Below are 24,446 nucleotides of genomic sequence, written 5' to 3' on the forward strand. Positions count from 1 at the left end.
GGGACGGCCATGATTGAGCTCATGCAAACAGGCTTCGCAGCCGTACTGACACCCTACGTTTTTCTGCTGATCACCCTTGGCGTTGCAGTGGGGATCGTTTTTGGCGCGGTGCCCGGCCTCTCGGCCACCATGGCGATCGCGCTGTGCTTGCCGCTGACGTACTCGATGGGCCCCGGCCCTGGCCTGGCGCTGTTGGTTGCGTTGTTCGTTGGCGCTACCTCGGGAGGGCTGATATCGGCGATATTGCTCAACATACCGGGAACGCCGGCCTCCATCGCGACGACGTTCGATGGTTGGCCGCTGATGAAGAAGGGACTGGGCGTGAAGGCGCTTGGGATTGGCGTGGTGTTCTCGTTCCTCGGCACGATTTTCAGTATCGCCGCGCTGATGTTCATCGCCCCGATCCTGGCGGAACTGGCCCTGAGCTTTGGCCCGCACGAATATTTCTCCATCGCGATCTTTTCGCTGACGTTGATTGCCACGCTGTCCACCGGCTCGCTGGTCAAAGGCTTGTTTGCCGGTGCCCTGGGCTTTGCTTTCTCCACCGTGGGGATCGCCCCGGTCGAGGCTATCCGTCGGTTCACCTTTGACCTGCCGAGCCTCAATGGCGGCTTCGCCATGCTCACCGTGATGATCGGTATGTTCGCGGTCGCCGAGGTGCTGAAGTTCGCGGAAAGCGCGCGCCTGAGCCACCGAGCCAAACCCCAGCACGTCAGCATGAAAGGCGTGAAAGGTTTTGGTTTTTCGATGAAGGAGTTCGTCGGCCAACTGCCCAATGCCACCCGTTCATCCTTGATCGGCCTGGGCATCGGCATCTTGCCCGGCATCGGTGCCGGTACGTCGAATATCGTCTCCTACATCGTGGCGAAGAAACGTTCCAAGACCCCGGAGGAGTTCGGCAAAGGCAAGATCGACGGCGTGGTCGCCAGCGAGACGGCGAACAATGCCGGTATTGGCGGCGCGATGATTCCCCTGCTGACGCTGGGCATTCCCGGCGACACCACCACGGCGGTGATGCTCGGTGGTTTCATGATCCACGGCATCCAGCCCGGGCCTCTGCTGTTCATCAGCCAGGCACCGTTGGTCTATACGATCTTCGCCGCGCTGATCCTCGCTTCCGTGCTGATGCTGGTGCTGGAGTTCTACGGCCTGCGCATGTTCATCAAGTTGCTGGCGGTGCCCAAGCACATCCTGTTGCCGATCATCCTGGTGCTTTGTGTGGTCGGTGCCTTTGGCCTGAACAGCCGGATCTTCGACGTCTGGGCGGTGCTGCTGTTTGGCTTGCTGGGGTATGGGTTCGTCAAGGCCGGTTTGCCGATTGCACCGTTCATCATCGGTTTCATCCTCGGTCCGATGGCTGAAACCAACTTGCGTCGCGGCTTGATGCTGTCCGATGGCAATTTCGGCGGCTTCCTGACCAATCCCATCTCGGCGGGCTTCCTCATCCTGGCCGCCGCGTCCATCTCCTGGCACCTGGTGACTGTCATTCGCAACCGCAAAAGTGCGGCGATTGAATTGATGCGCAGCTAGCCCATTGCATTCGCTGCTGTAACACGACGCCGTGTTGCAGCAGCCGAACCCAACCGTTCGGAGCACAGTCATGCAAGACACGCCTCAAACGCCTTCGGCCGACGACGACCGCATTGCCTGGGTGCGCGTGGCCTCGGTTTTCCTGCCGTTGGCCAACCCCATCAGCGACGCCAAGGTGTTGACCGGTCGGCAAAAGCCAATGACCGAAATCGCCATTCTGTTCGTGGAAATCGAAACCAGGGACGGCCACCGTGGCCTGGGGTTCAGCTATTCCAAGCGCGCCGGTGGCCCCGGGCAATTTGCCCATGCCCAGGAAGTCGCCCCCAGTCTGCTTGGCGAAAACCCCAGCGACATTTCCAAGCTATGGGACAAGCTCTGCTGGGCAGGTGCCTCGGTGGGGCGCAGCGGCTTGGCAACCCAGGCGATCGGCGCATTTGATGTCGCCCTGTGGGATTTGAAAGCCAAGCGGGCCAATCTTTCCCTGGCTCGCTTGCTGGGTGCCCATCGCGATTCTGTCCAGTGCTACAACACATCGGGTGGATTCCTGCATACACCGCTTGATCAGTTAATGATCAATACTGACCTCTCTCGGGAGAAGGGTATCGGCGGGATCAAGCTCAAGGTCGGCCAGCCTGACCAGGCGCTGGATCTGCACCGGGTCAGCACCATCCGCAAACACCTGGGGGATGACTTCCCTTTGATGGTCGACGCCAACCAGCAATGGGACCGGCCCACTGCGCAGCGCATGTGCCGACGCCTTGAGCCGCTCAACCTGGTCTGGATCGAGGAACCGCTGGATTGCTACGACGCCGAAGGTCATGCCGCGCTGGCCGAGCAATTCGATACGCCGATAGCGACCGGTGAAATGCTCACCAGCGTTGCCGAGCATTGGGAATTCATCAAGCTGCGTGCGGCGGATTATCTGATGCCCGACGCGCCTCGTGTCGGTGGCATCACTCCCTATCTCAAGGTCCAGGCATTGGCCGAGCAAGCGGGGCTGATGATCGCGCCGCACTTTGCCATGGAATTGCACATCCATTTGGCCGCCACTTACAGCCGCGAGCCTTGGGTGGAACATTTCGAATGGCTGGAGCCGTTGTTCAACGAGCGCATGCAAACCCGTGATGGGCGCATGCTGGTGCCCACTCGGCCTGGCCTTGGGCTGTCCCTGAGCGAGCGCGTGGCGGGCTGGACGGCCGGTCAGGCAGAGTTTGGGCAGCGTCCGTAACCGGGAGAGGAAGTATGTCGTCGTTGAGCGATGAAGTGCTCCAGCGGATCGAGCAAGTGGTCGGGCAGGCAGGGTTGGTGCGCGACCCTGAACTGATGCACCGCTATCTGACGGACTGGCGTAACGCCTATCAAGGCCGGGCTGCGTTGGTGGTGCGCCCGGCAACGACCAAAGAAGTCGCCGAGGTTGTCCGCATCTGCCATGACGCCCAGGTTGCCTTGGTGCCGCAGGGCGGCAACACCGGGTTATGTGGCGGCTCGATCCCTGATGCCTCCGGCAACCAAGTGGTGTTGTCCTTGACCCGTATGCGGCGCATCCGTGAAATCGACCTGGCCAATGAAACCATCACGGTCGAGGCCGGGGTGATCCTGCAGCAGCTACAGGACGCCGCCAGCCAGGCCGGTCGCCTGTTCCCGCTGTCGTTGGGGGCGGAGGGCAGTTGCACGGTGGGCGGTAATCTGGCGACCAATGCCGGCGGCACGGCGGTGCTGCGCTACGGCAACATGCGTGAGCTGACCCTCGGGCTGGAAGTGGTGCTGCCTGACGGTCGTGTCTGGAATGGCTTGCGAGGCTTGCGCAAGGACAACACCGGTTACGATCTCAAGCATTTGTTCATCGGCTCGGAGGGCTCGCTGGGCATCATCACGGCGGCGGTGCTGAAACTGTTTCCGGCGACCCACAGCACCGCGACAGCCTGGGTGGCGCTGCCTTCGCCGCAAGCGGCGGTGGACTTGATCGGCCATGTGCGCAGCCTGTGCGCCGACCGCCTGACGGGCTTCGAGATGATGTCGCGCCAGAGCCTGGAGTTTGTCCTGGACCATGTGGCGGGTTGTACGGATCCCTTGGAAGCGAAGCACCCTTGGTACGCCTTGATTGAACTGCGCGACACAGTGCCCGATGCGCCCTTGGCCCTGTTGCTGGAAAACGGCCTGGCCCATGCCTTCGAATGCGGTTGGGTCATCGACGCGGTATTGGCCTGCAGCCAGGCACAGGCCGCCGCGCTGTGGGCACTGCGCGAAGGTATTTCCGAGGCGCAAAACCATGAAGGCCCCAGCCTCAAGCACGACATCAGCGTGCCCGTGAGTCGGATACCGGAATTCATTGAACGCACCGACAAAGCCCTGCAACAGGACTTTCCCGGCGTGCGCATCGTTTCCTATGGCCACATGGGCGACGGCAACCTGCACTACAACATCAGCAAGCCGGTCGGCGATGACGACGCCTCGTTCAAGGCCCGCGAACACGCGATCATGCAAGTCATCTACCGGATGACCAGTGCCTTCAATGGCAGCATCAGTGCTGAACATGGGCTGGGACAAGCCAAGCCTCATGCCGCAGCCCAGTTCAAGGATCCCCTGGAGATCGAGCTGATGCGTGCCATCAAACGCACGCTAGACCCGGCGGGGCTGATGAACCCTGGCAAGGTCTTTACTGCCGGGCTGGAGTGATTGAAAGTATTTTTCGATTATTCTCGCAATGATGAAAAAATATTTTCATCCGGCGATCTGACCGACATTCACCGAGAACTGGAAGCCGCTAGAAAACAACAGCATCCATTGCAACTGGTGGCCGATAGCTGGCAACGTTACCAAGCCTTGCAAGAGCAATACATGAATTGAAGCGACAGCGAGCTCTTGGAATCAGAAAAACTAGCGCTGGGCAGCTTCAGGGTGGCCGGTCTATAGTCGTTCTATAATTGTCTATAAATGCCCAATGAGACGCGATGTCTAAAAAAATAATTGGGCTATAGTCGCTCTATAATTTTCTATAGAATCCCGCCAGAGGTCCCCAATGGTCGAGATCGTTTACCACCGTCCCGTTTTGGCTGCCCGCCTTTCAAAGCTGATCATGCAGGTTGCCATTGGTAGCGCTGCCAGTTCGGGCGTCTTTCTGGCTGCTCCTCGGCGTACGGGAAAGTCCACCTTCGCTCGAGAAGATTTGCGGCCAGCATTGGAGGCCGCAGGAGCGATCGTACTGTATGCCGATCTTTGGAAAGACCTGACGAAAGATCCTGGCTTGGTCATCGTAGAGGCTGTCCGAGAAGCCGTTGGCCAGAGCGAAGGATTCGTGACCCGTCTGGCGAAAAGTGCTGGTATGGAGAAGGTGACTGTCGGTGGCCTGAGTTTCAGTCTGGACAAGATTGGGCTGGGCAGGGATATCGACTTGACCACCGCGCTCGCGGCGCTTTCGGATGAGTCGAAAAAGATCATCGTCCTGATGATCGACGAAGCTCAACATGCTATCACCACGGATGAAGGCGTTGCGGCGCTTTTCGCACTGAAAGCGGCAAGGGACGAGCTAAACAGTTCGAAGCACCACGGTCTTCGCATCGTGTGCACCGGATCGAACCGTGACAAGCTCGCCATGCTCCGGAACAGTAAGGACCAAGCTTTCTTTGGGGCCTCCATGGTTCAATTTCCAACCCTGGATCAGGATTTCATAAACTGGTTCTGCGCGAATATCGACCTCGCCTATCCGCTCGATCCCTCTAATGTGTTCGAGTTGTTCAAGGAGAGTGGTTACCGACCTGAGTTGCTAGGTGCCGCCGCCGATGAAATCAGGTTCGATTTTGCGTTGGATCCTGCAACCATCCCCGAGCGATTCGCAGTGTTGGTTCGGGCACAAGCTGACGAGCTCAACGCAAACCTTAAGAAAGTTCTCCATAGCCTGACCCCTATCCAGTCCGCCGTTATCCGTGTCATGAGTGCCAAAGGCGATAACTATGCGCCCTTCGAGGCACCTACCATGGAACTCTATGCGAAAGCGATGGAGCAGGCTGGTATCGCTGAACGCGATATAAAGGTCGAAGTGCCGGGTGTTCAGCAAGCGCTCATCGCCCTTCAGGAAAAGAAGCTGGTCTGGAAAGCCTCTCGTGGGGTCTACGCGGTTGACGAGCATGTCATCGTGGACTTATTGGGCGAGGCCGGATTGCTCGAAGGCCTCTCCTAAGCTGTTTTCTGATCTAGCAGAGACTCCATGGCCTCTGATATCGGGCCAGGAAGGTGTGCTGGCCATACGCAAAAGTCACTCCAGAAAACACCGATCAAAAAGATAAACGCTAGCCGGTTTGAGATTTTCCACCGTGCGTTGCGGGCGTCCGCCGTCGCCGGCTTTTTTGCGGCCGGTTTCCTGCAAATAGCCCGCCTCGGTCATCTTCAGCAAGCGCTGGCGCATGCTGGTCTTGAGCACTGGGCGGTCGAGTACTACGGAGAAGATGTTCACCGCTTCCGGCGCGCTGAATTCCGGGCCCAGGAACATCAGCGGCAGGCTGCTGTAGAGGGCTTTGGACAACAATCGCTCCTGGACCGTCGCCACCAGGCGGTTGTGATCAAAAGGGAGTTTGATCGAGGCGTTCGCGACGTCCTTGAATGGGAAAAACCCCTGGTGTTCGGCGAGCTGGACCGCTTCGCTGACAATCGCCAGGTAGAACGTCGAGGACGACCAGCAGCGCGGATCGCGGAACGCGTCGCCGACGGTGCCGACCTGTTCGATCCACGCCAGCGGCATGCCGACCTTGTTTGAATTGCGCAGGCGCTCCACGGCGTCGTTCAGCGTGAGGTCTTCGACGTCCCCGTTGACCACGATCCCGGGCAGCGCCCAATGGCCGGCGAACGGCTCGGCTTCCCGTCGGTTCAGGAGGATTTCCAGCGCCTGGGTCTCCCGGCAACAGCGCAGCACACAGAGGTCGATAGTGTGCAGATAACCGCGCGCAGGGGCTGTGCTAGTGGGCATGTCGATTTCCGTGGGTAGCGTAAAGGTCATAGTTTAACGGGTTCATGCCGGGTGCCATCCAGTCGGTGGGAAGCGGCTTGCCCAAGGCCAGGCGCTCGCGAACCCCGGTGCTGCGCACGTGGATCTTTTCCTCCACGCAAAGGACAGAAAACCGCTCCAGCAATTCCTGGCCGCGATAGAAGGTCGGCAGCGAATCCGCGACATCCTGGCCCACCACCAACGCGATCCGCTTGCCATCCAGGGCCAGGCTGTCGGCGAGGTGGGTGAGCAGGGTGTAACTGTAGATGGCGCCTTCGACGCCACGGGCCACAACTTGCTCCACCCGGCTTGCACGCACTTCGGCGCAACACAGCGGCTGCACGTTCTCGACGATCGATTCCAGCCAGTTCAGGCGCACCTCATAGTCGACCATTTGCTTGCCATAAGGATGCCGGAAGCTGGGGACCACCAGCACGCGCCTGGCCTGGCGTGAGGCCTCGATCATCACTTGGGCGTGGCCGGCGTGAGGGGGATTGAAGGCGCCGCCATACAGGGCAATCTCGAACATGGCCTATCCTCTTCTGGTACATGACGTGTACTCTAGCAGCAAAGTCTTTTTGATGGAAACCTGCTTTTTTGGCGCTACTTCATTGGATAAGTATGAGTCATCAAAAATATTTCTCCGAATAGCTTGTTATGAAAGTACACCTTATGTACTCTCGTGGCCATGAAGAGGAGAAACCCAGCATGAACAGCCTGACCCGGAAAACCGCTTCCTTCGATGTCGATGCGCAAAAGAGCTTCACGCCGCTATGCCCCGATGAGCTCCCGGTGCCGGGCGGTGACCAGATTGCCGGTGAGCTGAATTTCATCGCGTCCCTGGCCAGCCTCCGCATCGGCAGCAAGGACGCCCATTCGCCCAAGGCCCCTTGGGTGGTCGCCGATCACGCACAGATGTTCGTGCCGACCGGGCTGGAGCACGCCGACATCACTTGGGTCAGCCACTGCGTTCCCGGCACCGAAGGTTTCGCCTTGCTGGACCAACTGCCGACCCCCTACGACTACGACTATTTCGTCTGGAAGGGCGTCGAGCCGGATTTGCACCCGTACGGCGCCTGCTACCACGACCTGCACGGCAAGCTGTCCACCGGGGTGATCGAGTACCTCAAAGGCCAGGCTGTGGAGCAGGTCATCGTTGGTGGGCTGGCGCTGGACTTCTGCGTCAAGACCACCGCGCTGCAACTGGCCGCCGCTGGCTTCAAGGTGATCGTTCACCTTCCGGCCTGCCGGGCCATCAGTGAGCAGGGGGCCGTTCAAGCCATTGCCGACATGCAGCAAGCGGGCATCTCGGTCGCCGCGACGCGCGAAGACATCCTCCGCTTGGCAAACGCATAAGGAACAGACATGGACAGTGCATTCGACACAAACAGCGGCACCATCCAGAGTCTTCTGGATACCGACTACTACACCTTCACCATGATGCAGGCGGTCTTGCACCAGCACCCGAATGTCGAGGTGGAATACCAGTTCATCGTGCGTTCCAAGGAGCGGCTCGGTCACCTGATCCCGGACATTCGTGTCGAACTGGAAAAACTCGCCGGGTTGCAACTGCGCGAGGGAGAGCAGCGGTTTTTGTTCAACAAGCGTTTCCGTGAGTACCTGACACCGGACTTCGAACAGTTTCTCGGCCTGTTTCGCTTCAATTTGCGCTACATCCACGTTTCGGAAGTCGACGGCCAACTGCACATCCGCGTCCGCGGGCCGATGCTGCACTGCATCATGTTCGAGCAACCGGTATTGGCGATGGTCAGCGAACTGCGCAACCGCGAGAAGTACCCCGAAGTCGAGTTGGCCGACGTCACTCGCAAGCTGTACCAGAAGTTCGAATGGCTGGAGAAAAATGCCAGCCGTGAAGAGCTCGCCGAGTTTCGCGTTTCAGACTTCTCCACCCGGCGGCGGCTGTCGTTCTGGGCCCAGCGTGAAGTGGTGAACGTCATGCGCAGCGATTTTCCTGGCGTCTTTGTCGGCACCAGTAACGCGCACCTAGCTTACGAGTTCGATCTCCCCCTGATCGGCACCATGGCCCACCAATGGCTGATGGTGCACCAGCAACTCGGGCGTTTGCGCGAGAGCCAGAACGCGGCGTTGGAAAATTGGGTGCGCGAGTATCGCGGCCGCCTCGGTATCGCCTTGACGGACTGCATCAGCACCGATTTTTTTCTCAAGGATTTCGACCTGTACTTTGCCAAGCTCTATGACGGCCTGCGCCAGGATTCCGGTGACCCGATCGTCTGGGCGGACAAGGTGCTGGGGCGTTACCAGGCGCTGGGCATCGACGCGCGCACCAAGGACCTGATGTTCTCCGATGGCCTCAATTTCGAGAAGTGCCTGCCGATCCTGCGTCATGTTCGCGGCAAGGCCAAATTTGGTTTTGGCATGGGCACCAGCCTGGCCTGTGATGTCGACGGTGTCGAACCGCTGAGCATTGTCATGAAACTGGTGCGGGTCCACGGCGAGCCGGTGGTGAAGTTCTCCGACGATCCGATCAAGAACGTCTGCGAGGATGCCTCGTTCCTGCGCTACGCCGCCCAAGTGTTCAACGTCGCCCTGATCAATCCACAAATGGGAGCCTGATATGACTACGCTCGCGCAAGAACGCATTGCCCGGGAGCTGGGCATCGACCGCCAACTTACTCGGGGTGGCGAAGCCACTGAGATTGCTCGCCGGGTCGAGTTCATCAAGCAGATCCTGCGCGAGTCGGGCTGCCAGTCCCTGGTGCTGGGGATCAGCGGCGGCGTCGACTCGCTCACCGCCGGCCGCCTGTGCCAGTTGGCGGTGGAGCAACTGCGGGGGGAAGACTACGCGGCGCGGTTTATCGCCGTCCGACTGCCGTACAAGGCCCAGGCCGATGAGCAGGACGCCAAGGCGTCCCTTGACTTCATCCGACCGGACGCGATCACCACCAGCAACATCGCCGCGTGTGTCGACGGGCTGATGGGCAGTATCGCCATCGACGGCTTGCAATCTTCGGCCGAACTCACCGACTTTACCAAAGGCAACGCCAAGGCCCGGGCACGGATGCTGGCGCAATACGCCATTGCCAACTTGAGCAACGGATTGGTGGTGGGAACCGATCATGGGGCGGAGGCGGTGATGGGGTTCTTCACCAAGTTCGGCGACGGCGCTTGCGACCTGGCACCGCTGTCCGGGCTGACGAAAACCCAGGTGAGATTATTGGCCGACGCGATGGGTGCCCCCGCGTACCTGGTGCGCAAGGCGCCGACCGCGGATTTGGAGGACCTGGCGCCCGGTAAGTTGGATGAAGTGGCGTATGGCTGTAGCTATGAGGAAATCGATGCGTACCTGATGGGCGAAGAGGTGTCGTCGCAGGCGCGACAGATCATTGAATGCGCCTACCTCAAGACAGCCCACAAACGAGCATTGCCACGCGTCCCTGCATCGTTGTAATAGGGTTCTAAATGCAATGCTGTTCACTTAAGGCAATCGACAAACCCGTGGCGAGGGAGCTTGCTCCCGCTGGGCCGCGAAGCGGCCCCAAAACCTGCCCAATGCGGAGCATCAGGCATACCGCCCACGCCGGTTTACGACTGCTTCGCAGCCGAGCGGGAGCAATCTCTGGCCACAGGTCCATCATTTCTCTCAAGTGAACAGCATTGGGTTCCAAAGGAGACTTTTGACCTTGAACGGAGTGGGTAAATGACACAGGCAATCGGCATCAAGGACCGTGTACGCATCAAGCACGTCGAAGTCCTCTCGGACGACTGGTACGTGCTGCGCAAGACCACCTATGACTACCTCGGCCGCAATGGCCAATGGCGCGAACTGACGCGTGAAACCTATGACCGCGGCAACGGCGCCACCATCCTGCTCTACAGCAAGGCCAAGCAAACCGTGGTGTTGACCCGGCAATTCCGTTTCCCGGCCTTCGTCAACGGGCATGATGACCTGTTGATAGAAACCTGCGCCGGCCTGTTGGACAACGACGATCCGCACACCTGCATCCGCAAGGAAACCCAGGAGGAAACCGGCTATATCATCCAGGACGTGCGCAAGGTGTTCGACGCCTTCATGAGCCCGGGCTCGGTGACGGAGCGGGTGCATTTTTTCGTCGGCGAATATTTTGACGAAGACAAGCAGCACGAAGGCGGTGGCCTGGAAGCCGAAGGCGAGGAGATCGAAGTGTTGGAGCTGTCCCTCGACCAGGCTTTGGGCATGATCGAGACCGGGGAAATTTGCGACGGCAAGACCATCATGCTGTTGCAGTACGCCAAGCTGCACCGGTTGCTGGATTAGCCCCGGGCCTGCTGTGGGCGGGGCGCGCCGCTGCCGAATCGTTCGCGATAGGCGGTGGGCGGCAAACCGACAGCGTTGCGGAACGCCGCCCGGAAACTTTCCACCGACCGATAGCCGCAAGCCTGGGCGATGCCGGCCGTGCTCTGGTCGGTGCTTTCCAGCAGCTCCCGGGCCCGGTTCAAGCGTTCCTGTTGCAGCCAGGTCTTGGGCGGCAGGCCGGTGGTCTCGACGAAGCGCCGCAGGAAGGTGCGCTCGCTCATGGCGACGCGGGCCGCCATGTCGCAGACGCTCAAGGGTTGATCCAGGTGCTCGCGAAGCCACTGCAGGACGCGGCTCAGTTCGTTGCGTGGCGACTTGCTTACGGGGGCGACGATGAATTGCGCCTGCCCGCCGGTCCGTTGCGGCGCCATGACCAGGCGACGGGCCACGGAGTTGGCGACATGCGTGCCGAAATCCCGGGCGATCAGGTGCAGGCAGGCGTCAATGCCCGCCGCGCTGCCGGCTGAGGTGATCAACGGTCCGGAATCGACATACAGCACGTTTGGATCAACCTTGATCAGCGGGAATCGCTCGGCCAGTTCCGCGCAGAATTGCCAATGGGTGGTCGCGGTCTTGCCGTCGAGCAGCCCGGTGGCGGCCAGGGCAAACACCCCCGAGCAGATCGACAACAGGCGTGCGCCGCGGGCGTGGGCGCGGCGCAGTGCTTGCAGCAACGCCTCGGGAGGCGGTTCGTGGTGGCTGCGCCAGCCGGGGATGATGACGGTTCGCGCGCTGTCCAAGGCTTCGAGCCCCGCGTCGACGGCTATCCGAAGGCCGCCCAGCGCATGCATCGGTGCTGGATCGACGGCGACGATTTGGTGGTCATACCACGCTACATCCAGTTCCGGGCGCGGCAGGCCGAAAATCTCCAGGGCGATGCCAAATTCGAATACACACAAGCCTTCATAAACCAGGATCGCCACGGTTCCGGGGTGAGCGTGCATTTGGCGTGATTCCACCGTTTATTGTCTTGCGCCGCACTGTAGCGGACTGGCCCGTCTCCCTACAATCGATCGCAGGCAATCAGGGACACCGAGACGGTTGAGCCTTGCAAAGGTGGATAAGGGACGGAAAATGAAGAAAATCGCCGTGGTGGGCTGCACCGGTGCAGTGGGCATGACCATGCTGCAATTGCTTGAAGATACCGACTATGAAGTGGTCTGCATGGCCTCGGGGCGTTCGGCCGGCAAGCGCTTGGCGGTGGGGCGGGCGCGACATCTGATCGAGCCTTTTTCCCTTGAAGGTTGCGCCGCGTGCGATATCGTTTTCCTGTGTGTTTCCGGGGCCTTTGCCTTGGAATACGGTGAGCGCTTGGCGGAAAATTCCTACGTCATCGATAACTCATCGGCGTTCCGTTATCACAACGATATCCCTTTGCTCGTACCGCCCATCAATGGGCAGCGCTACAGGGGCGAGAAATTGGTCGCCAATCCCAATTGCTCATCAGCCATCGCACTGATGGTGCTGGGTCCGCTGCATGACGCGTTCGGGCTGCAGAGCGTGATCATCTCTACGTACCAGGCGGCCAGTGGGGCGGGACAGCCGGCGATGCTGGAACTGCGGGAGAAGGCTAAGTCCTTCAGCGACTATGGCGACCGCGATGACAGCGAGCACTTCGCCCATAACCTCGCCTTCAACGTGATTCCCCAGGTCGACTCGTTCGAAGCCAACGGTTACACCCGTGAAGAAATGAAAGTGGTCTGGGAGTTGCGCAAGGTGCTCGATGAACCGGCATTGGCGATCAGCACCACCGCGGTCCGGGTGCCGACCTTGCGTTCCCATGCCGAAAGTCTCAGCCTGCGCTTCAACACCCCCATCCAGTCGCTGGCGCAGGTGCGCGAGCTGTTACGCAACGCGCCAGGGGTTGAAGTGGTGGATGAGCCGGAATACGGCGCTTATCCGATGCCCATGACCTCGACCTACAAACACGCGGTGGAAGTCGGACGGATTCGCTACAACCTGATCTACGGCGAGTACGGGTTGGACTTGTTCATCAGCGGCGACCAACTGCTGCGCGGGGCGGCATTGAATGCATTTGAAATCATGCAATTGATCAAACATTGATCAGGTCCGACTCCGAACATTGGAACGCGCAGCCATGGCTGCGCGTATTTTGTTCAGCCGGATTGGACCTCGCTGTCTTCCTGCATATCGTCCAGGTATTGCGGCTGGTCCGTCTGGCTTGCCTGATCCGGCAGTTCGGTCACGACGCTGAAGTCGCTGATCTCGATGGCGCCGACCCCATGACCGAGCAGATGGAAGGAAAACGCCTTGCGCTGCTGTGGGTTGTCGAAACTGATGTTCATCACCAGTGGTTGGTCGGGTGTCACCGCCACCTCGGTCGGCAGGTCCATCGGCACATCCTGCTCGAACTCCTTGGCCTTGAGGGAAATGTAGGCGGCATGGTCAGCTTCCACGGCTCGGATGGTCAGGCTGACGCGGGTCTGCGAGCCCTTGGGCATTTCCAGGTATTGGGCACCGATCAGGTTGTCGGTCCAGTCGTTGGTGACCTGGGCCGGCAACGGGATTTTGTCCGTGCTGCCGAACTGATAATGCTGGTTCAAGGGCGTGCGCAACAGTGTCTGGTCCAGGGCGGTGGCCCGGGCGCTGATCAATCGGGCACGCTGGCCGCTGTATTGCCCGCCATAGATGACGCGGTCGGCGATGAAGCCTTCGCTGGTGTAGTCACGGCAATGCTGGAGGAAATCGCATTCGGTAAACGTGCCCTTGCCATCGTGGTAGCGCAGCTTGCCGTTGGTGAACGACATGATTTCCCGACCCGTCGGGTAGTCCCTGAACATCGAGCGGCCGGACAACGATTTGGGCACCGCAAAGCCGAAGTAATCGAGGATCGAGGCGGTCAGGTCCACATGCCCGTAGGTGCCTGACTTGATCCGGGGCAATGGTTCCGGCGCCAGCGTCAGGTTGAACCCCCAGGACGAGGCCAGCCGCACATCGTCGATGCCATGGGATTCGTCCGAGGTGATGACCACCAGGGTATTGTCCAGGATGCCCTGGCGTTCCAGGCCCGCCAGGAAGTTCGCCAGTGCGTCGTCCAGGTAACCCACCGCCGCCTGCTTGGCCGTGTCGTAGCGTTGCAGGTAGTCGTCCGGCGCGGAGTAGGGCTGGTGCGTGCCCACGGTCAGCAGAGTCAGCATCCAGGGCTTGTCCGCTTGTTGCAGTTGCCCGACGTAGTCCAGCGCGCCTTCGAAGAACGTCTTGTCGTCCTTGCCCCAAGGAAATTCCAGATAGGCGGGGCGCGTGAACCACTCCATGCCCAAGGTCGTGTCGAAGCCGATGTGCGGCATGATTCGGTCCTTGGCCATGAAGCGCAGGCCCGCGCCCTGGAGGAAATGCGTGGAAAAGCCGTTCTGGCGCAACTGGGCCGGCAGGCAGGCTTGGTTGCGCTGGGTCTGGTTGAGCATTTCGACGCCTTTGGGCGTGCCGTCGTCGAGCTTGTCGTAATCGCCACACAGCATCGCGTACAAGCCACGAATGGTCTGGTGGCTGTGCAGGACGTAATCGGGGGTGTTCATGCCGCGCTCGGCCCAGGCGCTGAGGTGTGGCATCAGGTTTTCCTGATAGCTGCTTCTCAAGGCCTGGCGATTGGCACTCACATAGGCGCCGGGAATGCCTTCCAGGGCGATAACCAGCACGTTGCGCGCACGCCCCGGTTCGGCCAGCAATTTGCGGCCATCGAGGTCCAGGCGGGTCAGCCCTTCCATGGGCGGGATTGGGTCAACGGTGTCGCCATCGAGCCATTGCCGGGCTTGGTCCTGCCCGGCGGCGATCCCCGCCGTGACGAGTTGGTGGGGCAGGTTGAACACATTCCATTGGTCCGCCTCACTGGGGCGCCAGGCTTGCAGTGCGCCGTGGCTCAGCAAGAGCAACACCGGCACGGCCCAGGCGCGGCGCGGCAAGCGTGGCGCCTGGTGGGGGCGGCAGGTCCATTGGCTCACCAGCCACAACGCCAGGGCTGCCAACTGGATCGCGGCCAGCCACGGATGGGCGAAGCCGCCGCTGGTGGAGTTTTCAACGAACTGCGGGTCGGTCAGGTAATGAATATCCGAAGGACCGGGCATCCGCCCGACCGCGCTGACCAGCTCGATGCTGGCCAGGGTCAATGCGCTCCAGGCCAGTAATACCGGGAATGCCAGCCACCCGGGACGGCGATGGAGCAGCACGATCAACAACCCGCCGATACCCAGGTCCGAGAGATAACCCAGCGGGTCGGACCAACCCAGGGCGAGACGCAGGCCCATGGGGACCATCAATACGCAGCCAATCAGGGCGATGAGCGAGGCGCGGGGATGGGTTGAAGCGCGATAAAGAACGTTCACAAAAGCAGGCCTTTCGGTTGAAGTCATTCTACTGAACGGACACTGCCCCTGTGGGAACGAGCCTGCTCGCGATAGCGCCGGATCAGCTGAGTTCATAGTGACTGACACACCGCCATCGCGAGCAGGCTCGCTCCCACAGGGGGCTTCCGTCGGTCATGAAACTGTCATGAAGAGAGATGGTAGCAAGGGCTGTCGCCCCTGGCCGGGCCAATGGTCCGGTGTCCGGCTGCGCTACGCTGTGGTTCACTGGCACAGGCCCCTACAATGGCCGTGTCGCGCTGCTTTGAGGCGTGCAGAAAACTTGTATCAGGATTTCTCATCGGGGGGATGGATGGACAGGTTCCAGGAAATGCAGGTTTTCCTCGCCGTGGCCCAGGCTTCGGGGTTTTCGTCGGCGGCGCGGCGCCTGGGCCTGTCGGCGGCCAGCGTCACGCGGGCGGTGGCAGCGTTGGAGCAACGCATCGGCACGCCACTGCTGGTCCGTACCACTCGCAACGTGTACCTGAGCGAAGCCGGCCAGCGCTTTCTCGAGGACTGTCGGCGGATCCTGAACGATTTGCAGGAAGCCGAGGATTCGGCGGCTGGCAGTCACGTCCAGCCCCGCGGGCAGTTGACGATTACCGCGCCGGTACTGTTTGGGCAATTGTTCGTCACGCCGCTGCTAGTGGATTACCTGCACCGATTCCCCGAGGTCAGCATCAACGCCTTGTTGTTGGACCGCACGGTCAGTCTGGTAGAGGAGGGCATCGACGTTGCCCTGCGCATTGGCGAGCTGCCGGACAGCAACCTGCACGCCGTGCGGGTCGGTGAAGTGCGGCGGGTGGTGTGCGGCTCCCCGGATTTCTTCGCGCGCCACGGGCGGCCCCGGCATCCGGATGACCTGGAGCGAATGCCCGTGGTGGCGTCATCGGCCATTGGCCAGGTCAAAAGCTGGACCTTCATCGATTCAGGCCAACCGTTGGCCGTCCGGCCCGTGCCGCGGTTGGTAGTGACGGCCAACCAGGCGGCGATTACCGCCGCTTGTCAGGGACTGGGGATGACGCGAATCCTGTCTTATCAGGTGGCGGGCAACGTGGCCGCCGGTGAGCTGGAAATCGTCCTGGCCGATTTCGAATTGCCGCCGCTGCCGATCCATGTGGTGTACCAAGGCGGGCGCAATGCGCCGGCGCGGGTCCGCAGTTTTGTCGATTTTGTTGTCAGTGCATTGCGCGAACATCCAGCCTTGAGCGGCTGAAGCATTGTTTCTCTGGCTGAAACAATGGATTGCATCTGCAGGTGATTCTCTTGTTTTTGCCTTGGGCGGAAGATGACCCCATCGACGCCGTTGTGCTGATGGCGTCACTTCCAGCGGAGTCGACCATGAACCCGATCAAGCACTATCACTTCCCGCTTTCCGGCCATTCCCATCGCGTTCAACTGATGCTGTCGTTACTCGAACTGCCGGTCGAGGAGATCTTTGTCGACTTGGCCAAGGGCGCGCACAAACAGGCGGATTTCCTTGCGCTCAATGCGTTTGGCCAAGTACCGGTCATCGATGATAACGGTGTGGTGCTGGCGGACTCCAACGCGATCCTCGTGTACCTGGCGCAAAAATATGGCAAGGGCCGCTGGCTGCCCACCGATCCAGTCGGTGCCGCCCGGGTGCAACGCTGGTTGTCGGCGGCGGCCGGGCCGATCCATGCGGGGCCGGCCACGGCGCGGCTGATCACGGTGTTTGGCGCGGCCTACAACGCTGAGGACGTGATTGCCCGGTCCCACACTGTGTTGAACGTCATTGATCAGGAATTGAGCGCCCGTGCTTTCCTGGCGGGTGACGCGGCGACCGTCGCGGACATCGCCGGCTACAGCTATATCGCCCATGCACCGGAAGGCAATGTGTCGTTGGAGGACTACGCCAATGTGCGGGCCTGGCTGGCGCGGATCGAAGCCTTGCCCGGGTTCGTGGGCATGCCGCGGACGGTTGTCGGGTTGCAAAAGCATTCATGAGCACTTGAATGGGTGTGGCGAGGGGATTTATCCCCGCTGGGGCGCGAAGCGGCCCCCTAGAAGTATCGGCCGTCGCGGTTTGTCAGAACGAGAGCAAGGGGCTGCTGCGCAGCCCAGCGGGGATAAATCCCCTCGCCACATAGGATTGCGTCGCTCTATCGTGAGGTGGGATCAGGCGTAGGAAAGCGCCTTTTCCTCCAGCAGTTCCTCGTACAGCTGCACCCACTTGTGGCCCATCTCTTCGGACGTGAACAGCTGACGATAACGGGCTTCGGCCCTGGCCCCCATTGCCTGGGCCTGCGCCGGGTTTTCCCACAGGGTGCGCATCGCCTCGCGGAATGCCTCGGGGTTGCTCGGTGGCACCACCAGGCCGGTTTCTTCGTGGATATTGATGTAGCTGGTGCCAGTGCCGATTTCGCTGGAGATCATCGGCTTGCCGAACATCGCGCCTTCGAGCAGGGAGATGCCAAAGGCTTCGGAGCGCAGGTGCGAAGGGAACACGATGGCATAACTCAGTTCCAGCAGCGCAACCTTGTCTTCGTCCCCCAGTCGCCCGAGGAAATGCAGGTTGCGCAGGCCCAGTGCCGCCGCCTGGGCATGCAGTTGTTTTTCCAATGGACCGGCGCCCACGATGACCACGGGATAATTCACGCCTTTGAGGGCGTCGAGCAGAATGTGCAGGCCTTTGTAATAACGCATCACCCCCACGAACAAAAAGAACCGCTCACCCAGTCTGGCCTTCCACCCCGCCATGCGCTCGGCGTCGGGCTGTGGATAACTGCTCTTGTTCAGGCCGTAGGTGATAATCCGGGTCTTGGCCCTGTATGCCTTGAGCACATCGCTGGTATGCACATAGTTCGGCGAGGCTGCGACGATCCGATCCGCGCCGTCCAGGAAACGTCGCATCAGCGGTCGATAGAGCGTGAGCAGGTGCCGTTGGCGAACGATGTCCGAATGGTAGGTCACGACGTAGGGTTTTTTCGCGGCGCTGCAAAAGTGCACCAGGTCCATGAACGGCCAGGGGAAGTGGAAATTGATCACGTCCGCTTCGGCGGCCAGTTCACGGAATTTCTTGAAAACGCTGTAGGAGAAGCCGGTGGATGCTAGCTGGAAGTCCATTCGAGCTTGATGAACCACATGCTGGCGGATCTTGATCGGCTCCGACGCCGGTTGCCCGCTCAGGGCCAACACGGTGTTATCGATACTCAACCGGTCGGTGCTGTCGCACAGCTGGAAGATAACCTGTTCGATGCCACCCATGGAGTCTGGCAAATAGGTTTTGTAAAAGTGCAGGACTCGCATTCAACCTCCCAAGACCTGGCGATACGCCTGAGCCGTGACCTTTGCACAGCGCTCCCAGGAAAACAGCGCTGCCTGTTGTAAGCCTGCTTCCCGACACGCCTGCCAGTGCGGGCGATCCTCAATCAACCGCTGCATGGCGTCGCGCATGCCTTGTGGATCGTCGGGCTCGCAATAAATGCCAGCCGCCCCGGCCACTTCCGGCATCGCCGAGCAGCGGGTGGTCATTACCGGCGTGCCGCTGGCCATGGCTTCAAGCACCGGTAGGCCAAAGCCTTCGTAGAACGACGGGAAAATCAGTGCCCGGGCCCCCGCCAACAGCTGGGCGACCTGTTCGTCAGGCAGATACCCCGCCAGGCAGACATGACCATCTGCCAGGGCGCGTTTCAACTCATCATTGAGCTGTGCCTGTTGCCATCCGCTCATTCCTACAATGAACAAAGGAAAAGCCTGACGTATGGACTCAGGAAGCCCGGCATGAGCGCGCAAGGCCAATGACAGGTTCTTGCGTGGCTCCAGGGTGCCGACACAGAGAAAGTATCGGCCGTGCTCCAGCCCATGGGCCTTGAGCACGCTGTCGATCGCTTCCGGTTCGCGCGGGTGGAAACGTGTCGCCACCCCAAGCGGCGCGACCCTCAGGCGCTCGGCGGGAATGCCGAAATATTGCTGGGCTTCATCGGCGATGAATTGCGAGTCGGTCAGAATCAATTGGGCCTGTTCCACTGCGCGGCTGAGCCGTCGCTCGATTTCCTTCAGGCGTGCCGGTGGCTGCGTCTCGGGGTAGCGCAGGTGCGTGAGGTCATGGAGGGTGATCACCGTCGGCCCTTCGAAAGCCAACGGCCACAGGCTGGGTTCGTGATACAGGTCGATAGCCTTTGAACGGCCTTGATCGAAGCGTTTCTGCTCCAGCCAGCGCCGCGCTTGGTAGGCGCCCGGAACCCGTCGCAGCAACGGGCTCAGCTTGGAATAGCCTGGCTTGGCTGTTGGTGGCAACTGCGGGCTCCAGCCCCAACCGTGGAACAACGACAACTGTACGTCCGGCTCCCGCGCCAAGGCAGTCGCCAGTTCCGCTACGTAGTGGCCGATACCGGTGCGGGGCGCCTGGAGAATGCGTGCGTTGAGGGCTATCCGCATGTTGTTTCCCTGTCGACGATCGCTGCACCAATAATGTGGCCCTCGATTCGCTCCACCAATTGCGCACTGGCCTGGCGCCAGCTCAGCCATTGCCATTGATCCAGGTTGCGCTTGGCCGGGAATACCCCGGTGCGCTCCATGTCGATGACCAGGTTCGCCAGGCTTTGGGGATCGTCGAGATCGAAATAGGCCATGAACTCTCCGCCGATTTCCCGAAACACTTCAATGTCGCTGCCCATCGCCGGCAAGCCGCGTTGCATGGCTTCTACCAACGGCAGGCCGAAGCCCTCCACATAGGACGGGAACACCAGCGCCGTGGCGTGTCGGTAGGCGTGTTCCAGGCTTTGGTCCTCCAGGTTGTTGAACATGAACAGGCGGCTGTCGAGCTGCGGATGGCGTTGAATGCGCTCGATCAGGGCTTCGCATTTCCAGCCGATCTTGCCGACGATGCAGAGTCGCGCTTGTGAACCGGCGGCCCAGGCCCGTTCGAAGGCATCGAGCAGGTAAGCGTGGTTTTTGCGCGGCTCGATGGTGCTCACCATCAGGAACACCGGCTCGGGGCGCTTGAACAGCCGCAACAAGTTCGGGTCGACGGGTTGGGTGGCGTCAACCAGGTCCAGTTCGCTGCCCAGGTGGAAATAGTCGAACCAGCGCTTGCGCACCTCTTGCTCGCCAATGCGCCGGACCATTTCCTGGCGAAGCTGGTCGCGGATGGTGGTGGAAATGGCGATGTAGCCGTCGGCGGTGCGGGCGATCCAGTCGAACCAATGGTTGAACACCTTGACCAGTCCGGCGTCGCAGAATTGCGGATGGGTCAGGGGAATCAGGTCGTAGACCACTGAGATGATCCCGACGCCATCACGCTTGAGCTGTTCGGCCAGGGGAAAGAAACCTGAGTGCCAGGAAGAGTCCAGCAACACCAGCTGATCGCCGGCCCGATGTGCCAGCGGTACGCTGCGTGCCGGGACTGGCTTGCGTTTGAGGAGACGATCGAGGATTCGAATGGGGAGGCTCAAGCACGCCAGGGAGAACAGTCGGCAAGCCACGTACAAGAAGCGGCGAGCCCAGATCGACTGGCTGAAGGGGCGCCGTTGTTCGAGGGTCCGCTGCCTGAGCCAGAACAGGTTGGCGAACTGTACCAGCCGTGCTCGCAGACTGGCCAGATCCAGTCCGTTCGTGGGCAAAGGGGCCAGGCTTTTCACTTCGTACAGCTTGCCCTGCAGCATCACCACGGGAATGCATTCGCGCTCCCGATCCTTGGCCGGCAATTCACGAATGACGTTGCGCACCACTCGCTGGATGCCGGAGTTGTCATTCGGGTGGTCGTATACATAGGTGCAATCCACCAACAGACGGCTCATGGCAACTCCTTTTGCGGTACCGCCTCGACGGCCGTTTGGCTCGAACGCTGGATACTGGTCCGGGCCTGGAGCCAGGAACAGCCGACGAAATCCTCCTGGCGATTATTGATCACGTGGAACACCAATCCGTAGTCGCGCCATTCGAAATTACGGTCCAGGTGCGAGTCCAGCCGCGACAGGCTGAGCGCGACGGAGTAATTGCCCTTGCCCAGGCGCATGTCGAAACTGAAGCGGAAGGTGATCTGTTCGCCGGCCTTGAGGTCGGTCACGGCCTTGTCCTGGCGATGGGTGTTGATGCCGTACATGGGCTGGCCCAGGCGGTCCTTGATCAAAAAGCCCAGTACCAGCCGTTCGATGTCCTGGCGGATCTCGACCCGCACTTGCAGCACCATCGGCTGGCCGATCTCGGCCACTTCCACCGACTGCCCCTGGCTGTTGAGCAACTGCACATCGACGATGCCGGCCTCGCCGGTGCCGGAAATGGTCCGCACCTGACCGCTGGCGAGCATTTCCTGGCGGACCACTTGGCCTTCGCGCTGGGCCAGCATCGCGTTGTAGTAATCCATCACCTCTTCCGGTTTGCCGCGCATGGCCATGCGCCCGTGTTCGAGCAGGATCGCGGTGTCGCAGATCGACTGGATCGCCGAGCGATCATGGGACACGATCAGCAGCGTGGTGCCGGCCTTGCGGAAGCTGCGGATGCGCTCGAAGCTCTTGTGCTGGAAGTAGGCGTCGCCCACCGACAGCGCTTCGTCGACGATCAGGATGTCCGGGCGCCGGGCGGTGGCGACACTGAACGCCAAGCGCATCTGCATGCCGCTGGAATAGGTGCGTACCGGCTGGTCGATGGCCTCGCCGATTTCGGCGAAGCCCTCGATCTCGGGCATCAGGGCTTCGATTTCCTCCACCTGCATGCCCAGCAACTGACCGGCCATGAACGCGTTCTGGCGACCGGTGAAATCCGGATGAAAGCCCATGCCCAGTTCCAGCAACGCGGCAACGCGGCCTTGTAGCTGGATGTGGCCGCAGGTGGGTTGGGTGGTGCCGGTGATCATCTTGAGCAACGTACTTTTGCCGGCGCCGTTGACCCCGACGATGCCAACGGCTTCCCCGGGCTGGATCTCGAAATCCACACCCTGGAGGATCCAGTGCAGGTGGTGACGCTGGCGGGAAAAGGGAATCAACCACTCCAACAGCCGGCTCCAGCGGTTCGGATACTGCTTGTAGGCCTTGCCCAGGCCGGTGACACGCAAATGTCCCATCAGAGTTCATCCACCATTTCACCGCCGCGCCGGCGAAACATGCGCAAGCCCAGGGCGCACAACAGCAGGGCGAGCACCAGCAACGGCACCAGCGAACTCCAGACCGGCCACTGGTTATAGAGAAACAGGTTCTGGTAGCTCTGCATCAGGGCGGTCATGGGGTTGAACGCGAGCAGTTGCTGGATCGACGGCGGCAGGATCGTCATCGGGTAGACGATCGGCGTGAACCAGAACCAGAATTGCAGGCAAATGCCGAACAGCTGCCCGACATCGCGGAAAAACACATTGAGGATCCCCAGCAGCATGCCCAGCCCGGCGGCGAACATCACTTGCAGGGCCAGCAGCGGCACCAGGGCCAGCAAGGTCATGCCTGGCCAGCGTCCGGTGATCAACAGGAAACCGAGAAACAGCCCAAGGATGATCGCGAAGTTGATGCCCGCGTTGAAGAGCACGATCACCGGCAGGCAGATCCGCGGGAAGCTGATCTTTTTCAGCAGGTTGGCGTTTTCCAGGAACATGCCCTGGCTGCGGGTGGTGATTTCCGCGAACAAGCCCCAGGTCAGCAGCCCGGCGCAGAGGTAGACGCTATAGGCCATGCCATCTTCGACCCCGGGCAGGCGGGCACGCATGATGTGGGAAAAAATCACCGTGTAGACGAGGATCATCGACAACGGGTTGAGCACCGTCCACAACGCGCCGAACAACGAGTTGCGATACCGCGCCTGGAACTCGCGCTTGACGCTGCCCAGGACGAAGCCGCGGTAATTCCACAGGGAGTGGGGCAAGCTCAGCAACATGCGTCGACCCTGCCGTAGTGGTCTTCGAAGCGAACGATGTCGTCTTCCCCCAGATATTCGCCACTTTGCACTTCGATGATCACCAGATCGATCACGCCGGGATTCTCCAGACGATGTTTGTGTCCGGCCGGGATGAAGGTCGATTCATTCTTGGCGACCAGGTGCGAACCCGAGCCATTGTTGGTGACCTTGGCCATGCCTTCGACCACCACCCAGTGTTCGTTGCGATGGTGGTGCATTTGCAGCGACAGCGACGCGCCAGGCTTGACCACGATGCGCTTGATCTTGAAGCGTGGCCCTTCTTCAAGCACGGTATAACTGCCCCATGGGCGGCTGACCGTGCGATGCAGGCGATAGGCTTCGTGCGCCTTGTCCTTGAGTTGCCGGGCGACGCGGCGCACATCCTGGGCGCGGTCGGCATGGGCCACCAGCACGGCGTCGGCGGTGTCGATGATGATCAGGTTTTCCACGCCCAGGGCCGCCACCAGACGGCCTTCGCTCTGGACGAAGTTGTGCTGGCTGTCGATGAACAGGGCCTCGCCGGTGGCGCGGTTGTTCTGCGCGTCGGCGGGCACCAGGCCGGCGACGGCGCTCCAGGAACCAATATCGCTCCAATCGAATGTGGCCGGGATCACCACGACATTGGCGGAGCGCTCCATCAGGGCATAGTCGATGGAGATGTCTGGCATGTCGGCGAAATGCGCCGCGGACAATTCCTGCTGCACGCACCCTGAGGTTTCCACCGCCGTGCTGGCCGCGACGCAGGCGCGCGCCTGTTCCAGCAGCTCGGGGGCGTGGGCTTGCAACTCCGCCAAGAGGGTCTTGACCGAGAAGCAGAACATTCCTGAGTTCCACAAGAAACGGCCGCTTTCCAAATACTGCGTGGCGGTCGGCAAGTCGGGCTTTTCGACGAAGCGAACGACCTTGGCCGCGCCCTTGGTGTCCAGCGGCTGGCCCCGTTCGATATAGCCGAATCCGGTTTCCGGCGCCGAGGGCAGCACGCCCAAGGTCACCAGGTGACCGCTCTTCGCCAGTTCCACGGCGTGCGCCACCGATGCCTGGAAGGCCGCCTCGTCCTGGATCAAATGATCGGCCGGCATGACCACCAGGATCGCCTCGTCACCATGCAACGCCTGAATGGCGAGGGTGGCCGTGGCAATGGCCGGCGCGGTGTTGCGGCCCGTGGGTTCGAGGACGAAGTGACCACGGTGACGTTCCAGGTGGGCACTTTGATAGTGATCGCGGCTCTGGAAATAGTATTCGCGATTGGTGACCGTGACGATATCGCCCCGGCCATCGAACAACCCCGCGGCACGCCGGTAGGTTTTGCCCAGCAACGATTGGCCGTCGGGTAAGCGCATGAACGGCTTGGGATGACCCTCGCGGGACACCGGCCACAACCTCGTCCCGGCTCCGCCGGAGAGAATCACAGGAATGAGCATGG

22 protein-coding genes are annotated in these 24,446 nt (G+C 60.9%); 12 read left to right on the top strand and 10 right to left on the bottom strand.

What is annotated here, in order from left to right:
• Nucleotides 1-9: 9 nt before the first annotated feature.
• From J3P88_RS00495 to J3P88_RS00515, 5 genes are all read left to right on the top strand, one after another.
• Entirely contained in the window at nt 10-1,530 is a 1,521-nt protein-coding gene (locus J3P88_RS00495) for a tripartite tricarboxylate transporter permease (RefSeq protein WP_207963613.1), read from the top strand.
• Between the two features lie 70 nt (nt 1,531-1,600).
• Entirely contained in the window at nt 1,601-2,758 is a 1,158-nt protein-coding gene (locus tag J3P88_RS00500; protein ID WP_186706467.1) for an L-talarate/galactarate dehydratase, read from the top strand.
• A 14-nt stretch (nt 2,759-2,772) separates the two neighbouring features.
• Nucleotides 2,773-4,206 (top strand): FAD-binding oxidoreductase, encoded by a 1,434-nt coding sequence (locus J3P88_RS00505; protein WP_434573394.1) that lies wholly within the window; start codon nt 2,773-2,775, stop codon nt 4,204-4,206.
• Nucleotides 4,207-4,377: a hypothetical protein gene (locus J3P88_RS00510; protein ID WP_434576664.1), complete on the top strand. Its 171-nt coding sequence runs from the start codon at nt 4,207-4,209 to the stop codon at nt 4,375-4,377.
• A 172-nt stretch (nt 4,378-4,549) separates the two neighbouring features.
• Entirely contained in the window at nt 4,550-5,707 is a 1,158-nt protein-coding gene (locus tag J3P88_RS00515; protein ID WP_434573396.1) for an ATP-binding protein, read from the top strand.
• 75 nt (nt 5,708-5,782) lie between these two features.
• On the opposite strand, the gene J3P88_RS00520 is transcribed toward J3P88_RS00515, so the two are convergent.
• Together J3P88_RS00520 and J3P88_RS00525 are read right to left on the bottom strand one after the other, a co-directional pair.
• Nucleotides 5,783-6,490, bottom strand: a complete 708-nt coding sequence (locus tag J3P88_RS00520; protein WP_434573398.1) for an NUDIX hydrolase — start codon at nt 6,488-6,490, stop codon at nt 5,783-5,785.
• A complete protein-coding gene (locus J3P88_RS00525; protein WP_434573400.1) occupies nt 6,480-7,037 on the bottom strand; it encodes an adenylyltransferase/cytidyltransferase family protein in 558 nt (185 codons plus the stop codon). Before J3P88_RS00525 ends, J3P88_RS00520 begins: the two co-directional genes overlap by 11 nt.
• Before the next feature lie 179 nt (nt 7,038-7,216).
• On the opposite strand from J3P88_RS00525, the gene J3P88_RS00530 reads away from it, so the two are divergent.
• The 4 genes from J3P88_RS00530 to nudK all read left to right on the top strand — a co-directional run bounded on the left by J3P88_RS00530 (nt 7,217) and on the right by nudK (nt 10,784).
• Nucleotides 7,217-7,864 carry a nicotinamidase gene (locus J3P88_RS00530; protein WP_186706471.1) on the top strand — a complete coding sequence of 216 codons (648 nt, stop codon included), beginning with the start codon at nt 7,217-7,219 and terminating at the stop codon, nt 7,862-7,864.
• Nucleotides 7,865-7,873: 9 nt separating this feature from the next.
• A complete protein-coding gene (gene pncB / locus J3P88_RS00535) occupies nt 7,874-9,103 on the top strand; it encodes a nicotinate phosphoribosyltransferase (protein WP_186706472.1) in 1,230 nt (409 codons plus the stop codon).
• Nucleotide 9,104: 1 nt separating this feature from the next.
• Complete coding sequence (gene nadE / locus J3P88_RS00540) at nt 9,105-9,938, top strand: ammonia-dependent NAD(+) synthetase (protein WP_434573403.1); 834 nt, start codon at nt 9,105-9,107, stop codon at nt 9,936-9,938.
• A 249-nt stretch (nt 9,939-10,187) separates the two neighbouring features.
• Nucleotides 10,188-10,784, top strand: coding sequence for a GDP-mannose pyrophosphatase NudK (nudK, locus tag J3P88_RS00545; RefSeq protein WP_186706474.1), 597 nt, complete (start codon nt 10,188-10,190; stop codon nt 10,782-10,784).
• Here the strand turns inward: nudK and ftrA are convergent.
• Entirely contained in the window at nt 10,781-11,767 is a 987-nt protein-coding gene (ftrA, locus tag J3P88_RS00550) for a transcriptional regulator FtrA (RefSeq protein ID WP_186728432.1), read from the bottom strand. The two genes, nudK and ftrA, sit on opposite strands and share 4 nt — an antisense overlap.
• 130 nt (nt 11,768-11,897) lie before the next feature.
• On the opposite strand from ftrA, the gene J3P88_RS00555 reads away from it, so the two are divergent.
• Complete coding sequence (locus tag J3P88_RS00555) at nt 11,898-12,887, top strand: aspartate-semialdehyde dehydrogenase (RefSeq protein WP_434573405.1); 990 nt, start codon at nt 11,898-11,900, stop codon at nt 12,885-12,887.
• Nucleotides 12,888-12,940: 53 nt separating this feature from the next.
• Here the strand turns inward: J3P88_RS00555 and J3P88_RS00560 are convergent, their stop codons facing one another.
• Nucleotides 12,941-15,163: an LTA synthase family protein gene (locus J3P88_RS00560; RefSeq protein WP_434573407.1), complete on the bottom strand. Its 2,223-nt coding sequence runs from the start codon at nt 15,161-15,163 to the stop codon at nt 12,941-12,943.
• A 331-nt stretch (nt 15,164-15,494) separates the two neighbouring features.
• On the opposite strand from J3P88_RS00560, the gene J3P88_RS00565 reads away from it, so the two are divergent.
• Together J3P88_RS00565 and J3P88_RS00570 are read left to right on the top strand one after the other, a co-directional pair.
• Nucleotides 15,495-16,397, top strand: coding sequence for a LysR family transcriptional regulator (locus J3P88_RS00565; protein WP_186728429.1), 903 nt, complete (start codon nt 15,495-15,497; stop codon nt 16,395-16,397).
• Nucleotides 16,398-16,522: 125 nt separating this feature from the next.
• Nucleotides 16,523-17,149: a glutathione S-transferase family protein gene (locus J3P88_RS00570; RefSeq protein ID WP_434573409.1), complete on the top strand. Its 627-nt coding sequence runs from the start codon at nt 16,523-16,525 to the stop codon at nt 17,147-17,149.
• A 171-nt stretch (nt 17,150-17,320) separates the two neighbouring features.
• Here J3P88_RS00570 and J3P88_RS00575 read toward each other — a convergent pair whose 3' ends face one another.
• Genes J3P88_RS00575 through J3P88_RS00600 form a run of 6 tightly spaced genes read right to left on the bottom strand, consistent with a single transcriptional unit; the run spans nt 17,321 to nt 24,444 of the window.
• Nucleotides 17,321-18,451: a glycosyltransferase family 4 protein gene (locus tag J3P88_RS00575; protein WP_434573411.1), complete on the bottom strand. Its 1,131-nt coding sequence runs from the start codon at nt 18,449-18,451 to the stop codon at nt 17,321-17,323.
• Nucleotides 18,452-19,582 carry a glycosyltransferase family 4 protein gene (locus J3P88_RS00580; RefSeq protein WP_434573413.1) on the bottom strand — a complete coding sequence of 377 codons (1,131 nt, stop codon included), beginning with the start codon at nt 19,580-19,582 and terminating at the stop codon, nt 18,452-18,454.
• Nucleotides 19,573-20,943, bottom strand: coding sequence for a glycosyltransferase family 4 protein (locus tag J3P88_RS00585; protein ID WP_434573414.1), 1,371 nt, complete (start codon nt 20,941-20,943; stop codon nt 19,573-19,575). Before J3P88_RS00585 ends, J3P88_RS00580 begins: the two co-directional genes overlap by 10 nt.
• On the bottom strand, nt 20,940-22,205 hold the full coding sequence (locus J3P88_RS00590) for an ABC transporter ATP-binding protein (RefSeq protein WP_434573416.1): 1,266 nt from the start codon (nt 22,203-22,205) through the stop codon (nt 20,940-20,942). Before J3P88_RS00590 ends, J3P88_RS00585 begins: the two co-directional genes overlap by 4 nt.
• Nucleotides 22,205-23,002 carry an ABC transporter permease gene (locus J3P88_RS00595; RefSeq protein WP_434573418.1) on the bottom strand — a complete coding sequence of 266 codons (798 nt, stop codon included), beginning with the start codon at nt 23,000-23,002 and terminating at the stop codon, nt 22,205-22,207. Before J3P88_RS00595 ends, J3P88_RS00590 begins: the two co-directional genes overlap by 1 nt.
• Nucleotides 22,993-24,444 (bottom strand): mannose-1-phosphate guanylyltransferase/mannose-6-phosphate isomerase, encoded by a 1,452-nt coding sequence (locus tag J3P88_RS00600; protein WP_434573420.1) that lies wholly within the window; start codon nt 24,442-24,444, stop codon nt 22,993-22,995. The genes J3P88_RS00595 and J3P88_RS00600 overlap by 10 nt, the downstream gene beginning before the upstream one ends.
• Nucleotides 24,445-24,446: the final 2 nt, after the last annotated feature.

Origin of the sequence: Pseudomonas sp. Z3-6 (assembly GCF_051131985.1) — a bacterium.
Classification (GTDB): Bacteria; Pseudomonadota; Gammaproteobacteria; order Pseudomonadales; family Pseudomonadaceae; genus Aquipseudomonas; species Aquipseudomonas zanjanensis.

Excerpts from the sequence above, each read along its gene's own strand:
- J3P88_RS00495 (WP_207963613.1), top strand. The coding sequence starts at position 10 with ATGATTGAGCTCATGCAAACAGGCTTCGCAGCCGTACTGACACCCTAC.
- J3P88_RS00500 (WP_186706467.1), top strand. The coding sequence starts at position 1,601 with ATGCAAGACACGCCTCAAACGCCTTCGGCCGACGACGACCGCATTGCC.
- J3P88_RS00505 (WP_434573394.1), top strand. The coding sequence starts at position 2,773 with ATGTCGTCGTTGAGCGATGAAGTGCTCCAGCGGATCGAGCAAGTGGTC.
- J3P88_RS00515 (WP_434573396.1), top strand. The coding sequence starts at position 4,550 with ATGGTCGAGATCGTTTACCACCGTCCCGTTTTGGCTGCCCGCCTTTCA.
- J3P88_RS00520 (WP_434573398.1), bottom strand. The coding sequence starts at position 6,490 with ATGCCCACTAGCACAGCCCCTGCGCGCGGTTATCTGCACACTATCGAC.
- J3P88_RS00525 (WP_434573400.1), bottom strand. The coding sequence starts at position 7,037 with ATGTTCGAGATTGCCCTGTATGGCGGCGCCTTCAATCCCCCTCACGCC.
- J3P88_RS00530 (WP_186706471.1), top strand. The coding sequence starts at position 7,217 with ATGAACAGCCTGACCCGGAAAACCGCTTCCTTCGATGTCGATGCGCAA.
- pncB (WP_186706472.1), top strand. The coding sequence starts at position 7,874 with ATGGACAGTGCATTCGACACAAACAGCGGCACCATCCAGAGTCTTCTG.
- nadE (WP_434573403.1), top strand. The coding sequence starts at position 9,105 with ATGACTACGCTCGCGCAAGAACGCATTGCCCGGGAGCTGGGCATCGAC.
- nudK (WP_186706474.1), top strand. The coding sequence starts at position 10,188 with ATGACACAGGCAATCGGCATCAAGGACCGTGTACGCATCAAGCACGTC.
- ftrA (WP_186728432.1), bottom strand. The coding sequence starts at position 11,767 with ATGCACGCTCACCCCGGAACCGTGGCGATCCTGGTTTATGAAGGCTTG.
- J3P88_RS00555 (WP_434573405.1), top strand. The coding sequence starts at position 11,898 with ATGAAGAAAATCGCCGTGGTGGGCTGCACCGGTGCAGTGGGCATGACC.
- J3P88_RS00565 (WP_186728429.1), top strand. The coding sequence starts at position 15,495 with ATGGACAGGTTCCAGGAAATGCAGGTTTTCCTCGCCGTGGCCCAGGCT.
- J3P88_RS00570 (WP_434573409.1), top strand. The coding sequence starts at position 16,523 with ATGAACCCGATCAAGCACTATCACTTCCCGCTTTCCGGCCATTCCCAT.
- J3P88_RS00575 (WP_434573411.1), bottom strand. The coding sequence starts at position 18,451 with ATGCGAGTCCTGCACTTTTACAAAACCTATTTGCCAGACTCCATGGGT.
- J3P88_RS00580 (WP_434573413.1), bottom strand. The coding sequence starts at position 19,582 with ATGCGGATAGCCCTCAACGCACGCATTCTCCAGGCGCCCCGCACCGGT.
- J3P88_RS00585 (WP_434573414.1), bottom strand. The coding sequence starts at position 20,943 with ATGAGCCGTCTGTTGGTGGATTGCACCTATGTATACGACCACCCGAAT.
- J3P88_RS00590 (WP_434573416.1), bottom strand. The coding sequence starts at position 22,205 with ATGGGACATTTGCGTGTCACCGGCCTGGGCAAGGCCTACAAGCAGTAT.
- J3P88_RS00595 (WP_434573418.1), bottom strand. The coding sequence starts at position 23,002 with ATGTTGCTGAGCTTGCCCCACTCCCTGTGGAATTACCGCGGCTTCGTC.
- J3P88_RS00600 (WP_434573420.1), bottom strand. The coding sequence starts at position 24,444 with ATGCTCATTCCTGTGATTCTCTCCGGCGGAGCCGGGACGAGGTTGTGG.